Raw genomic sequence first — 14,611 nt, 5'->3', positions numbered from 1 at the left:
TGCTCTGCTACGGTAGAAGGAGCGGCGTGTTTTTGTTATGGGTATAGAAGTTCATGATGTATGCTGCACTTCTATTGGGTGTCTTCTTGTCAAAAGGAAGCGACCTATACTATAATGAGCAAAGAAATTATCGGATTTTAGCTCTTTACAGTTTAACAGTTTAAAGGGGGAACGTATTATGAGTTTACGTTACTTGTCGGCAGGGGAGACGCACGGTCCCCAGTTGACGGCAATTATTGAAGGACTACCAAGCAATCTGGAGCTTGATTTCGAAGCTCTTAATTTCGAACTTGCTCGTCGCCAGAAGGGTTATGGCAGAGGGCGCCGGATGCAGATCGAGAAGGATACAGTTAGTATCGTCGGAGGTGTTCGGCACGGTTATACGACAGGAGCACCGGTTGCGCTTGTTGTTGAGAACAACGATTGGAAGCACTGGCAGAAGATTATGAACATTGAGCCGATTGAAGGATCGGATGAGGAGAAACGTCGTGTACACCGGCCACGTCCTGGACATGCGGATTTGAACGGAGGACTCAAATATAATTTGAAGGACCTACGCAATGTACTGGAACGCTCCAGTGCAAGAGAAACCGCTATTCGTGTGGCATGTGGCGCAGTAGCCAAGCAGTTCCTAGAACACTTTGGTATCAAAATAGCCGGACAGGTTACTCGTATCGGTGAAATTGAAGCACCTCCACATAATTTGTCCATTGATGAAATGAGACGAGTGACGGAAGAATCTTCAGTACGTGTTGTTGATGCTGAGACAGAGAAGAAGATGGAGGCGTACATCGATCAGATTAAAGCTGATGGTGACTCGATCGGCGGAATTGTAGAGTGCATCGTTGAAGGAGTTCCGATAGGACTTGGCAGCCATGTACAATACGATCGTAAGCTTGATGGACGGATTGCTCAGGCGGTTATGTCGATTAATGCCTTTAAGGGAGTAGAGATCGGTATTGGTTTTGAAGCCGGTACACTACCAGGCTCGAAAGTACATGATGAAATTTTGCATAACGATGAACTTGGTTATCATCGAGGAAGTAATCGTCTAGGTGGATTTGAAGGCGGTATGACTAATGGTATGCCGATTGTCGTTCGCGGTGTGATGAAGCCGATTCCAACGCTTTATAAACCGCTGCAAAGTATCGATATTGATACCAAAGAGCCATTCACAGCGCAAGTAGAACGTTCAGATGCATGTGCCGTGCCGGCCGCGAGTGTAGTGCTGGAACACGTAGTATCATGGGAAATTGCTAAGGCATTCTTAGAGAAATTCGGCGGCGATTCCATAGAGGAAATTGAACGCAATGTGAAGGGCTATTTGTCACAATTGGAGAACTACTGATGAGAACATTACAGGTGGACTTGGGGGAACGTTCTTATCCGATATATATCGGTGGCGGCTTACTTTCTGAGGCAGGGGAATATTTCGAACGGCATCAGTTAGCGAAGAAAAGTCCCGTACTTATTGTCACAGATGATAATGTGGGGCCCTTGTATCTAAGCAAGGTGGAAACGTCGCTGCAAGATGCCGGATATCATACGGTTAGTAAGGTTGTAAAAGCCGGTGAGAAGTCGAAGTCACTTGAAGTATTTGAAGAGATCATGACTGTTGCAATCCAAAGTGGGCTTGATCGACATTCAATAGTTGTTGCACTTGGTGGTGGTGTAGTTGGTGATTTAGCTGGATTTGTGGCTGCGTCTTATATGCGTGGTGTGAAGTTCGTGCAAATGCCGACAACCATTCTAGCGCATGATAGCAGTGTCGGTGGCAAAGTAGCGGTGAATCACCGACTGGCGAAAAATATGATCGGTGCATTCCATCAACCAGAAATGGTACTCAACGATGTGGACTCCCTGCAGACATTGCCGATACGTGATGTTCGCTCTGGTCTATCTGAAATGATCAAGCATGGACTGATCTGGGATAAAGAATTTACGGACTGGTGTCGTGAGCACACCGAGAAGTTACTCGCTCTAGACCCAGAAACTTTAGGTTATGGCTTAACACAAGGGTGCCGGGTTAAGGCTCAAGTCGTGTCTACGGATGAACTAGAGCATGGACTTCGTGCCATTCTCAACTTGGGACATACGATTGGACATGCGCTAGAGGCAACGGGTGGTTATGGACAATTTCTACATGGTGAAGCAATTTCGATTGGAATGGCTGCAGCAGCAAGGATAGCCGTGAACCGGGGAAGAGATCGCTCTCTATATTCGGATACGAAGGAATTGCTGGAAGGGTTCGGCCTACCTACTACGTTGCCAGTTGAAATGAACGAGGATGACATTATCGCGGCGATGATGCATGACAAGAAGTTTAAGGAGAATCAAATCATCTTCGTACTTCCAGTTGTCATCGGGGAAGTAGAAATTGTATCTGATGTCACTCTCACCGATGTACGACGAGTGATCCGAGAACTGAAAGAGGAGGGACAGCATGTATAACCGAGGAATTCGCGGGGCTACTACAGTATCCCACAACGAGGAACAGGAAATCCTTCAGGCCACGGCAGTCCTTTTAAAGGAAGTTGTGGAGCGTAACGAGATTAAGCCTGAGGATATCTGTAGTGTCTGGATTACGGTGACCCCGGATCTGGATACTACGTTTCCTGCTAGAGCTATCCGTGTATTGAATGGTTGGGACATGGTTCCATTGATGTGTTCAACTGAAATTCCTGTTAAAGGTGGTCTTCCTAAATGTATCCGGCTGCTCATTCAGACGAATACAATGAAGAGCCAGCGTGAGATGATACATGTATATCAGAACGAAGCCAAGAGCTTGCGTCCTGATTTAAGTACACCTGCTCAATAAGTAATCACAGAAACTGGTGGTTGCCAAATTGGTATAGCATAAGGTATATTGAAATTATATTTTTTAGGTAAGTTAGTTTTTATGAGATGTTTGAGACGAGTAGAGCTGAGTATAGCTGAGATGAGCAGAGTTGAGCCGAGGATAGTCCTAGTGTAAGTAGAGTTAGCATGAGATTCGAGATCTTGGTTGGAGGGTACTTTTGAATTCCTCTCCGAAGTGGGCTTGTTTGCCTTACTTTTATTCCATCGAATTTATTTGCTATACCTATTCATTACATGTGACTGTCAAACTGACTGCAAATCCAACCAACCTCTACTTCGGTAGAGGTTTTTTTGTTGTATATTTAAGGACATTTGTGAAGCCCAGCGAAGCGTGCCGTTTGAGTCTGGAGAAGCGAAGCGTTCGTCTTTGCCGGGTGATTGCTACTCTGTTAGGAGTTATAAATTAAAGGCAATCACACGGCAACAACGATCGAAAGATCAAACGGTATGCGGAGCGAACAGTGTTTCACCACAACCAACTTTGATGAAAAGGAAGTGAAAGACATGGCAACCCCGCAACTAGAACAAACCATTGCCTTAGCGAAAGATTATAATTTGATTCCCATCGTCCGCCCACTGCTTGCTGATATGGAAACCCCGATTCGTATTTTTCGCCGAATAGCACAAAGAGAACGGGCATTTTTGCTTGAAAGTGTAGAAGGTGGCATTCAATGGGCACGGTATTCGTTCATCGGAACAGATCCATTCATGATGGTGTCAGCTAAGAAGGGCGAGGTTGTCATGGAGCGTGATGGGAAAAAGCAGACATTGCCTGGCAAACCCATTGAGGAGCTCAAAGCGATCCTGCGGAATTATCGGAGTCCAAAGTTAGCAGAATTGCCTCCGTTTACAGGTGGAGCTATTGGATTCTTCGGATACGACCTTCTGCAGTATTATGAGAAATTGCCAGCCCATAAAGTGGACGATATGAATTTACAAGATATTCAGTTCATGTTCTGTGATCAAGTGATTGTATTCGATCATGTGAAGCAGCGGTTGTTACTTGTAACAAATGTTCATGTCAAGGAAGGCGATCGGGATTCGGACATCGCGAAGTCATACGAACTTGCCGAGCAAAAGTTGGATGAGATCGCAGAGTTGTTGCAACAGGAAGGACCAAGCGAGATGTTCAATACTCGTTCACTTCCAGCAGATGTGGAACTCGGAGATGTTCGTTCTAATCTGACGAAGGAGCAGTTCATTGCTAATGTGGAGAAAGGTAAGGAATACATCGCTGCGGGTGATATATTTCAGGTGGTGTTATCTCAGAGGTTCCATATTGAGACTGAGGTAGACCCACTACATGTCTACCGGATATTACGTACGATGAATCCTTCTCCGTATATGTATTACCTTAAGCTGGACGATGAAATCATCGTGGGAACTTCACCGGAGGCGCTAGTGAAGGTAGAAGGTGACCGAGTAGAGACAAGACCCATTGCGGGAACTCGGCCCCGAGGAGCTAACGCACAAGAGGATAGTGAGTTAGAAGCAGACTTACTGAAGGACGAGAAAGAACGGGCAGAACATCTAATGCTGGTCGATCTAGGACGAAATGATCTTGGGCGGGTATCGGAGTTTGGTAGCGTGAAATGCGAAACATACATGGAGATAGAGCGTTACTCGCATGTCATGCATATGGTTTCTAAGGTCTCAGGGAAACTGAGAGATGATAAAGACTTTTTTGATGCTTTTCTGTCTTGCTTGCCGGCTGGAACTGTATCAGGTGCACCGAAACTACGAGCAATGGAAATTATTGCGGAGCTAGAACGTGAAGCGAGGGGCACATATGCCGGAGCTATTGGTTACCTTGGCTTCTCGGGTAATATGGATTCCTGCATTACGATTCGAACGATCGTCTTTAAGCAAGGTAAAGCGTACGTGCAAGCTGGAGGCGGTATTGTATGGGATTCAATTCCGGAGAATGAGTATCAAGAATCGGTAAACAAAGCAATGGCCCTACTGAAAGCAATTCGCATGGCCGAAATGATGTTTCCGCCAAAATCGCTTCATGATTCCGTGATTAATCAAGATTATTTGTATGAATATAGTTCAGAGAACCGGTGATTCTTAGATTGAGCCTTTAAAATTTATACAAATTATAGCGAACTGTAGTGTGAGAAGAAGGGAGCAGAATACGATGAACGTAGACCATCCGGTACAAAGTGGCCTCAGTCGGCTGATATTTGGGGAGAACTTGGGGCGAGAAGAGGCCCGTGCAATAATGGAATCGATTATGAACGGTGAATCGACATCAGCACAAATTGGTGGATTGTTGGCAGCACTTCGTATTAAGGGCGAGACAGTGGATGAAATTACAGGTTTTGCTGAAGCGATGCGTTCTCATTCAAGTCGATTGCATACGGACACTAGACATCTGTTGGATACGTGCGGAACAGGTGGATCAGGCATTCATAAGTTTAATATCTCCACTACGTCCGCTATCGTTGCTGCTTCGGTATCAGTACGGGTTGCTAAGCATGGTAATCGTTCTGCTTCAGGGCGGGCTGGAAGTGCGGATGTGCTTGAAGCACTTGGCGTGAATATCCATTTGAATGCCGAGCAGGCGGAGCGTTGTCTGAATGATATTGGGATCTGCTTCTTATTCGCACAGATATATCATCCATCTATGAAGTATGCAGCAGCCCCGCGTAAGGAACTTGGTATACGGACGGTGTTTAATATGCTTGGACCGCTGACCAATCCCGCAGGTGCAGACCGTCAAGTACTTGGTATCTATGATCGTAATAAGACAGAAACGATAGCCGAAGTGTTACGTGAGCTTGGATCTAAACGCGCGCTTGTTGTGACAAGTCAGGAAGGATTGGATGAGATTAGTATTTCTTCACCGACTCGTATATCGGAATTGAAAAATGGTGAAGTGGTAACTTATGATCTCCATCCGCATGATCTGGGACTTGGCACTTACCAATTGGCGGATATGATCGGTGGTGATCCTGCAACGAACGCTGATATTATTAAGCGTGTACTGCAGGGTCAAAAGGGGGCGTATCGGGACGTGGTTCTTGCGAATGCGGGAGCCTGTATCTACGTTGCAGGAATCGCCAAGGATATTCGCGAAGGAGTATCTATAGCTGCGGAAGCGATCGATTCCGGCAAAGCACTAGGAAAGTTAGATCAGCTTATTCAAACAACGGAGGACATTAGTTATGTATCTTGATCGTATCGTAGAGACAAAGAAACAAGAAGTAGAGTTGTTAGCGAACGCCTTCTCATTAACAGAGGTTGAACAAAGGATCTCGCAGCTTCCGCCAACTCACGGATTCCATCGTGCACTTACCGTAGGACGCAAACGTGAACTTGGCCTGATAGCGGAAGTTAAGAAGGCTTCTCCTTCGAAAGGTTTAATTCGGCCGGACTTTGATCCTGTTAAACTTGCTTTGGCATATGAAGCTGCAGGTACGGATTGCATTTCTGTGCTGACGGATGAAGTTTATTTTCAGGGTAGCGGAGCATATCTTACGGCAATTCGTGAGGCGGTTAGCGTTCCACTATTGCGTAAGGATTTCATCATTGATGAACGTCAAATTTATGAGGCTAGGTTACTAGGTGGAGATGCTATACTGCTTATCGCCGCTATTCTTAGTGATACTCAGCTTAGGGACTACATGCAGCTTGCTGCTTCGCTTGGACTTGATTCGTTGCTCGAAGTTCACGACCGTGTGGAATTGGAGCGTGTACTCAGTCTTGGAACAGCGAAATTGATTGGGATCAACAATCGGAATTTACGTACATTTGAGACGTCGCTTGGGACAACGGCTGCTTTGGTTGAATTGGTACCTGCTGGAGTGACATTGATCAGTGAGAGTGGCATTGTGACGCGGGAGGATGTTGAATATCTTGCCGCCAATGGAGCACAAGGAGTACTAATCGGTGAAGCATTTATGCGTAATGAGCAGGTAGATCGAGCCGTTTATGAGTTGATGGGACCTCCTAGGGTTAACAAATTTACGGATGCTGTAGAGGAAGGAAGCCTTTCCCATGAGTGATGTTATCTTAAAAATTTGTGGACTTCAGTCCGTTGAAGTGCTAAAATCTATGATAAACTTACCCATTGATTATCTGGGTTTTGTGTTTGCAAAAAGCAAGCGCCAAGTTACCAGTTCGCAGGCTGTTGAACTTCTATCTGTTCTGAGTGAATGGACGTCTAGCCACAATCCAGAGAGCGTTGGAGTGTTTGTAAATCCAACCATAGAGGAACTCCAAAGTCTTCTAGCTGAAGTTCCACTTGATGTACTTCAATTACATGGTTCGGAGAGTCCAGAATTTTGCCGTGAAGCAAGCGAACTCTTTGGCCTCAAAATATATAAGGCATTCTCAGTGCGCGATGACGAATCAATTCATGTAGAAGAGATACTGGAACGATATAATGGAGTGTTGGATGGCATGTTGCTTGATACTTACGATCCACATTATGGTGGAGGATCGGGTGTGACATTCCGTTGGAATTTAGCCGCGCCATATCAAACATGGGCCAAAAATCAAGGCATTCCTTTTCTAGTGGCGGGAGGACTTCATGCTGGTAATGTAGGGGAATTGATCAATACTTTAGCCCCTGATGGCGTGGATGTTTCAAGTGGTGTAGAGAGCGATGAAGTTAAGGATATAACGAAAATTACAGCATTTGTAGAGAGGGTGAAAGGGATATGACGCAAGTACCAGATGAACACGGGCGTTTCGGCCCTTTTGGCGGAAGGTATGTGCCAGAAACATTGATGAATGCGCTCATTGAACTGGAGAAATCTTACCGACATTATGAAGATGATGCCGAATTCCAAGCAGAGATTAGTTACTTGTTGAAGCAATATTCAGGTCGGGAAACGCCACTGTATTATGCTGAACGTTTAACTGAGCACTTGGGTGGTGCAAAAATATATTTGAAACGTGAAGATTTGAACCATACGGGTGCGCATAAAATCAACAATGCTATTGGACAAGGAATTCTGGCCAAACGTATGGGCAAGAAAAAGGTAATTGCGGAAACAGGGGCTGGTCAACATGGTGTTGCAACGGCAACGGTAGCTGCTCTACTAGGTCTTGAATGTAAAGTATTCATGGGCGAAGAAGATACGAAACGTCAGCAACTTAATGTATTCCGAATGAAATTGCTCGGTGCAGAAGTAGTGCCTGTACTGTCCGGAACTCGGACCCTAAAGGATGCTTGCAACGAAGCGCTTCGTTATTGGGTCAGCAACGTGCATGATACTTTTTATATCCTTGGTTCAGCGACAGGTCCTCATCCATATCCCATGATGGTTCGCAACTTCCAACGTGTTATTGGTGATGAGACGCGTCGTCAAATTCTAGAAGCCGAGGGCAGACTGCCGGATATGCTAGTTGCTGCTGTAGGTGGTGGAAGTAATGCGATTGGGATGTTCTATCCGTTCGTAGAAGACACGGACGTTCAAATGGTTGGTGTAGAAGCGGCTGGTAGAGGCGTGGATACAGAATTTCATGCGGCGACGATGACGAAGGGGACAAAAGGTGTTTTCCAAGGTTCACTTAGTTACCTCCTGCAGGACGCCTTTGGTCAAGTGTTGCCAGCGCATTCCATCTCGGCGGGACTGGATTATCCAGGGATCGGGCCTGAGCATTCGTATTTAAAAGATATTGAACGTGCAAAATATTATCCAATAACCGACAAAGAGGCGTTGGATGCACTGCATCTACTCAGTCGGACGGAAGGGATTATTCCCGCATTGGAATCCGCACATGCCGTTGCACAGGTAGTTAAGCTAGCTCCAAATATGACTAGGGACGACCTTGTGGTCATCTGCCTATCCGGGCGTGGGGACAAAGATGTTGAATCGATTATGGCGTATACAGAGGGTGGGGGGATACTATGAGCGTGATAACCTCGAACTTGTTGGACGAAACGTTTGTGAGACTTCAAGAAGAAGGTAAAACAGCGTTCATTCCATTTATCACAGTAGGAGATCCAGATCCAGCTACAACGGTAGATATTATCGTAGCTTTGGAGCAAGCCGGTGCTGATATTGTTGAACTGGGAGTACCCTACTCCGATCCACTTGCGGATGGTCCGGTGATCCAGAGAGCTTCAGAACGGGCTCTAGTTCGCAAGATTACGATAGAGACTTGCTTTGATGTTGCTCGCGAGACTCGAACACGTGGTGTAAATATGCCATTCGTATTGTTCACTTATTATAATCCTGTCCTGCAGATGGGATTAGATAAGTTCTTTTCTTCCATGCAGGCTTCTGGTATTAGTGGACTAATTATTCCAGATCTACCGGTAGAGGAATCGGGAGAAGTACTTGCATTGGCTGACGCAGCCAATGTAAGCCTCGTTCCGCTGGTTGCTCCAACTTCGCAAGATCGTATTGCCGTCATATTGTCCAAAGCACGTGGATTTATTTATTGTGTATCCTCACTTGGAGTAACAGGAGAGAGAGCTACGTTCCATGAAGGTTTGGAGGCTTTTATTAAGTCCGTCAAAGAAATGAGTGATTTGCCTGTTGCGATTGGATTTGGCATTTCGAATGCTGAACAGGTGAGACAATTCTCGAAAATTTGTGATGGAGTTGTTGTCGGGAGTGCGATTGTGCGTAAAATAGAAGAGAACGTTCCTTTGTTGCAACAGGGGCATTCGAAAGAAGAAGGATTGTTGCAAATACGTGATTTTGTGAGATTATTAAAATCATAAACTGATAAAGAGATAGAGGAGGAATCATGATGTTGGCGAAACCCCAAATCGTTAACCTTCCGGTATACCAACCAGGTAAGCCGATTGAGGAAGTGAAGCGAGAGCTTGGTCTGGATGAGGTTATCAAGCTTGCTTCAAATGAAAACCCTTATGGTTGTTCACCCCAAGTCCGTGCGGCGATTGAAGCGGAATTTGCACAAATCAGTGTCTATCCAGACGGTAGCGCTGCTGAACTGACGGAGGTATTAGCAGGTCATTTGGGAGTAAACCGGGACCAAATTATTTTTGGATGTGGCTCGGATGAGATTATTGCTTTGATTGCTCGGGCTTTCTTTATTCCTGGGGATGAAACCATCATGGCAGACCAGACATTCTCGGTGTATAAGTCTAACGCAGAGATTGAGGGTGCGGTTGTTATCGAGGTTCCACTACAAGATGGAACGCATGACTTAGATGCTATGTTAAGTGAGATTAACGATAGAACCAAGATCGTATGGATCTGTAATCCAAACAACCCTACGGGGACGATTGTTTCCGATAACGCTCTTACCACTTTCCTAGACTCTGTACCGGATCATGTGCTGGTTGTGGTGGATGAAGCCTATGCTGAGTTTGTAACGGATGAAACTTACACGGATGGAATTAGTCTTCTAAGTAAGTATCCTAATGTGATCGTCCTTCGGACATTCTCTAAAATTCATGGTCTTGCTTCGCTTCGTATCGGGTACGGTGTGGGACAACCGGAAATTATCCAGTTGATTAATCGGGTACGTGAACCGTTTAATACCTCGAGGATTGCACAAGCAGCTGGAAAAGCTGCCATTGCGGATGAACAGTTTGTTATGGATTGCCGGGAGAAAAATCGCAGTGGTATTGAATATTTGTATGAACAATTTAATGCGTTGGGTCTATCATACTTCCCAGCACATGGAAATTTCATCATGGTTGATGTGCAGTCATCGGCAGTAGATATGTTCCAAGCATTACTTCAACTTGGTGTGATTATCCGTTCAGGATTTTCAAAGTATCCTAATTATATAAGAGTGTCCGTTGGTTCTGCTGAACAGAACGTGAAGTTCATTGCGGCTTTGAAACAAGTACTAAATAAGAAGAAAGCACATGTATAATTAAGTTAGGATTGAGTGAGGGAATATGACAACAAAAATCGCAATATTTGGCGTAGGATTGATCGGTGGTTCGTTGGCACTATGTTTAAAAGGAAAGCCTGGTATTACAGTAGTCGGGCATAGTCATAGACCAGAATCCATGAAAAGAATTATGGAGCGCGGCGTCGTAGATGTCGCGACTCTTTCTATGGAAGAAGCGGCGTGTGATGCCGATTTTATTTTTTTATGTGTACCTGTAGGTAATCTAGAGTCTTACTTAAAGCAGCTAACCGAGCTTCCTTTGAAACAAGGATGTATTATTACAGATGTAGGAAGCACAAAGGCGGCAGTGGCAACCTGTGCAGAAGGTTTCTCACATCCAGGTGTCCATTTCATCGGAGGACATCCGATGGCTGGCTCAGAGCGTTCTGGAGTAGAGGCAGCTTCTTCGCTACTATTCGAGAATGCCTTCTACGTTTTAACTCCATCTCCAGATGTGCCTGAAGAGGCTTACACTCGATTGGAGCAACTCCTGACGCATACAAGAGCACAGATCGTCAGAGTTGAACCGATGCTTCATGACGAAATCGTGGGTGCAATCAGCCATTTACCACATATTATCGCGGTGGCACTTGTCAATCAGGTTCGCGATTACAATGATAACAATGAACTGTACCGCATGTTAGCAGCCGGGGGGTTCCGGGATATTACCCGAATTGCTTCTAGTGATCCGATCATCTGGCGGGATATCCTACTCAGCAACCGAGATGTATTGCTATCCTTACTGCGGGATTGGAATCAGGAAGTCGGCGGATTTATCTCTATGTTGGAGGGCATGGATGGCACTGGAATTGAAGAAGCGTTCAAGAAAGCAAACATGTTCCGCAGTGAACTTCCTGAACGACGTAAGGGTGCAATAACTTCGCTCTTCGATATCTATATTGATGTCCCTGACCATCCAGGTATTATCGGTCAAATCGCAACGGAACTGGGTGTTCGCCAAATCAATCTAAGTAACATTCAAATTATTGAAAGTCGGGAAGATGTGCCTGGTGTCATGCGTCTGTCCTTTCGAAATGAAGGAGAGATGGATCGAGCCAAGGAGCAACTTCAGACTCTTGGATACACGGTTCACATGTAATAATTTGCAAGGCCAGAAATGGCTTTGTATCAATAAATGTAAGCGCTAATAAAAATCTATTGACAGAATGAAAACGTATACAATATAATAGAAGTACAGTATGGTTTCTCTCCACTCCTATCCAATAATTACCGCTCGAAATAAGCGGTGGCCACTTCGTTAAGAAGTGGTCTTTTTTTATTTTCTAATAATAATAAACTTGTATTTGATCATCTCTCTGATTGGATATTAATAAATTTTAAGTAAAAAATCCTGACATTCATTTGAAGAAAATGTTATGATTATATAATCAGTGTGTAGAGATATTGGTCTTTTCTATTGTCCAAAAATATATGTCTCATGATACGTCTGCCATCTGAAATATTATTCGCGGAGATGACAAACATGTTAAGAGAAACAAGACTACCTAGAAATTCAAAAGAAGGCATTTTATTTTTATTGATTATTTCAATCATTTCAGTAAATACTATTGCTCCTATTATTGTGGGATTGGAACGTGGTTTCAGTAAGGAAGTGTATATAGATACACTAAAGATTATTCCGTTCATGTGGATAATCGTTGTTTTATCGGTAAGATTAATTGCAGGACCGGTTGTTGGGAAATTGATGCCCAAATTCATGGGACAAACCGATGGATTTAATGCAAGGGTACTATTGAATACTTTATTGAATGTCACAGTGTTATCTATTTTACTATCGATTATCGGTACTTGGGTTGGGACGAAACAAATAAGCCTAGAACCACTTAAAAACTTCCTTCACATCTGGCCAAGAAACTTTGCTATAGCATTTTGGATTGAACTGTTGGTTGCACAGCCGATAGCAAGATTTGTAATGAAAACATTACATGCAAAACAGGATCGTAAAACAGAAAGTGTAGATGCGTAACTAGCTAGGACGTGGTAGACGAATATAGAAATTTAGGGAACGTCCATGGTGGGCGTTCTCTTTTTTATCCACTTAACAATATTAGAATGAATTTAATCCTTGTAATCGGATTATATTGAGTTCTTCCGCAGTAAATAATCCTGTTTTATATAAAGTCATATAATCATCGCTTACGCTTTGATCAAAAATTAACATGTCATCGCTGTTTATAGTTACTTTCACTCCCTTATCAAACAACTGACGGATAGGGTGACTTTTATAATCACTTACCCTGCACAACATCACATTACTTGAGGGACAGATATTTAATTGAACATCTCTTTCCACCAGTTGTTCCATTACGTAATCTGAATACACTGAGTTAATACCATGCTGTATTTGGTCTAATCCCAACATATTTACCGCATGAATAACGGTTTCGGCATCACCAAATTCACCTACATGTGCTTTTAAAATGAAATTATGGTCTCGTGCCTTTTGATAAATATTCTTGAAATTATCTAAACTTTGAGTGTCATCGCCAACGATATCAATGGATTTAAAATAGTCGTGGCTTAGCAACTCTTCAAATTCTTCTTCAACAGCATAAATATCATTAGTTCTTGGATAGCAGATTTCCGGGATAAACTCTATTTGTGGAGCAATTGCCAAATGAATGTTATGTATGGCGTCAATAAATTCTTTCAAACTTCCGTTGTAATGAACTTTATCACCTGTTCCAAAACTCATGCATAACAATTGGATCCCATCATCAAGGGCCTGTTGAAAAGCAGCCTCAATTCGTATAACAAAACCCGCTTTACCTATACAAAGTGACTTCACATGGGTATCATACCAATGTTGCATCGCATTTAACGACTCAAATTTGGGTGGCTCCACAATCGATGTTTTCGACCATGCTTCAATATATTTTCTGTTACCACCTCGTGCAGCATGGTTATGTAGATCACTTTTGGGAGCTTGACGTAATAAGTCGATGTTATTGTTTTCGAGTGCCGAAATAAATGAATCTGTCATAAGCGTATTCCCCCTCTACCTATGTAAATAAAAACAGCTTAGCAGATTAAGGGAATTTTGGGTGTGCGAAATGTAGGTACTAAGGGGTGCGAATTAACTTTTGAAAATAAAGAAATATAAGTTACACTAAATAACAGTGATCGTATGGATATTTCGCCCGTGGGGCGCTCGTCGATCGAAAGTAATATTACAGTTCGTTAGGAGTTGGAACGGTGAAAAATCTATTAATCGCAGATGATGATCCACATATTCGTACTTTATTAAGACATGTATTAACTAATGAAGGGTATTTCGTATTGGAAGCCAAGGATGGCAAAGAGGCTATTGAAAAAATGAAAGAGGCTACGGTTGATTTAGCCATTCTCGATGTCATGATGCCACATATCGATGGCTTGGAACTTTGCCAGCATATCCGTGAGAATTATGATATTCCGATTATTTTGCTGACAGCGCGTCAACAATTAAGTGATAAGGAACAAGGGTATTTGCGTGGAACAGATGATTATTTAACTAAGCCGTTTGAACCTGATGAGTTATTATTCCGGATACGTGCACTGTTTCGCCGCTACTCGATTGCTTTTGAGGACAAGATACGTTTGAAGGAACTTGTGATTGATCGTAAAAACTATGAGGTTACGGATGGGAAAGATATGCTGCTATTGCCCGCAAAGGAATTCGAACTCCTAGCCCAGTTAGCTCAGTTTCCAGGTCGGCTCTTCTCGCGAGGAGAATTGATTGAGTTAGTGTGGGGGTTTGATTATGAAGGTGATGAACGAACAGTTGATGTACATATTAAAAGGTTGCGGGGAAGATTTGCCGATTACGAGGATAGCTTCATTATTCGTACTGTTAGAGGTGTAGGATATAAATTGGAGCTGGTGAATACATGAAGTCGTTATATGCAAGGATGTGCAT

General features: G+C 43.7%; 14 protein-coding genes. 13 read left to right on the top strand and 1 reads right to left on the bottom strand.

The window, feature by feature from the left end; genetic code table 11:
• Positions 1-178: 178 nt before the first annotated feature.
• From aroC to NST85_RS18310, 12 genes are all read left to right on the top strand, one after another.
• Positions 179-1,348 (top strand): chorismate synthase, encoded by a 1,170-nt coding sequence (aroC, locus tag NST85_RS18365; RefSeq protein ID WP_341190058.1) that lies wholly within the window; start codon positions 179-181, stop codon positions 1,346-1,348.
• Entirely contained in the window at positions 1,348-2,451 is a 1,104-nt protein-coding gene (gene aroB, locus NST85_RS18360) for a 3-dehydroquinate synthase (protein WP_341190057.1), read from the top strand. The genes aroC and aroB overlap by 1 nt, the downstream gene beginning before the upstream one ends.
• Positions 2,444-2,818 carry a chorismate mutase gene (gene aroH / locus NST85_RS18355; protein WP_127190866.1) on the top strand — a complete coding sequence of 125 codons (375 nt, stop codon included), beginning with the start codon at positions 2,444-2,446 and terminating at the stop codon, positions 2,816-2,818. Before aroB ends, aroH begins: the two co-directional genes overlap by 8 nt.
• Positions 2,819-3,363: 545 nt before the next feature.
• Positions 3,364-4,926 (top strand): anthranilate synthase component I, encoded by a 1,563-nt coding sequence (gene trpE, locus NST85_RS18350; RefSeq protein ID WP_307395805.1) that lies wholly within the window; start codon positions 3,364-3,366, stop codon positions 4,924-4,926.
• A 73-nt stretch (positions 4,927-4,999) separates the two neighbouring features.
• Positions 5,000-6,040 (top strand): anthranilate phosphoribosyltransferase, encoded by a 1,041-nt coding sequence (trpD, locus tag NST85_RS18345; RefSeq protein ID WP_341190056.1) that lies wholly within the window; start codon positions 5,000-5,002, stop codon positions 6,038-6,040.
• Positions 6,030-6,869, top strand: coding sequence for an indole-3-glycerol phosphate synthase TrpC (gene trpC / locus NST85_RS18340; protein WP_341190055.1), 840 nt, complete (start codon positions 6,030-6,032; stop codon positions 6,867-6,869). Before trpD ends, trpC begins: the two co-directional genes overlap by 11 nt.
• Complete coding sequence (locus NST85_RS18335; RefSeq protein WP_341190054.1) at positions 6,862-7,530, top strand: phosphoribosylanthranilate isomerase; 669 nt, start codon at positions 6,862-6,864, stop codon at positions 7,528-7,530. The genes trpC and NST85_RS18335 overlap by 8 nt, the downstream gene beginning before the upstream one ends.
• Entirely contained in the window at positions 7,527-8,726 is a 1,200-nt protein-coding gene (trpB, locus tag NST85_RS18330) for a tryptophan synthase subunit beta (RefSeq protein WP_127190861.1), read from the top strand. Before NST85_RS18335 ends, trpB begins: the two co-directional genes overlap by 4 nt.
• Complete coding sequence (trpA, locus tag NST85_RS18325) at positions 8,723-9,544, top strand: tryptophan synthase subunit alpha (protein ID WP_341190053.1); 822 nt, start codon at positions 8,723-8,725, stop codon at positions 9,542-9,544. Before trpB ends, trpA begins: the two co-directional genes overlap by 4 nt.
• A gap of 29 nt (positions 9,545-9,573) precedes the next feature.
• Positions 9,574-10,671, top strand: coding sequence for a histidinol-phosphate transaminase (gene hisC / locus NST85_RS18320; protein ID WP_341191134.1), 1,098 nt, complete (start codon positions 9,574-9,576; stop codon positions 10,669-10,671).
• Positions 10,672-10,696: 25 nt separating this feature from the next.
• Complete coding sequence (locus NST85_RS18315; RefSeq protein ID WP_307395794.1) at positions 10,697-11,791, top strand: prephenate dehydrogenase; 1,095 nt, start codon at positions 10,697-10,699, stop codon at positions 11,789-11,791.
• A 384-nt stretch (positions 11,792-12,175) separates the two neighbouring features.
• Complete coding sequence (locus NST85_RS18310) at positions 12,176-12,679, top strand: hypothetical protein (RefSeq protein WP_307395792.1); 504 nt, start codon at positions 12,176-12,178, stop codon at positions 12,677-12,679.
• Positions 12,680-12,760: 81 nt separating this feature from the next.
• On the opposite strand, the gene NST85_RS18305 is transcribed toward NST85_RS18310, so the two are convergent.
• Positions 12,761-13,696 (bottom strand): hypothetical protein, encoded by a 936-nt coding sequence (locus NST85_RS18305; RefSeq protein WP_341190052.1) that lies wholly within the window; start codon positions 13,694-13,696, stop codon positions 12,761-12,763.
• Positions 13,697-13,908: 212 nt separating this feature from the next.
• On the opposite strand from NST85_RS18305, the gene NST85_RS18300 reads away from it, so the two are divergent.
• Positions 13,909-14,586 carry a response regulator transcription factor gene (locus tag NST85_RS18300; RefSeq protein ID WP_127190856.1) on the top strand — a complete coding sequence of 226 codons (678 nt, stop codon included), beginning with the start codon at positions 13,909-13,911 and terminating at the stop codon, positions 14,584-14,586.
• The last annotated feature ends 25 nt before the right edge of the window (positions 14,587-14,611 follow it).

This window comes from Paenibacillus sp. FSL K6-2524, assembly GCF_038005525.1.
GTDB lineage: Bacteria > Bacillota > Bacilli > Paenibacillales > Paenibacillaceae > Fontibacillus > Fontibacillus anaericanus.
Note: the sequence above shows the minus strand (reverse complement) of the source record. Positions and strands in the feature narration are given on the sequence as shown.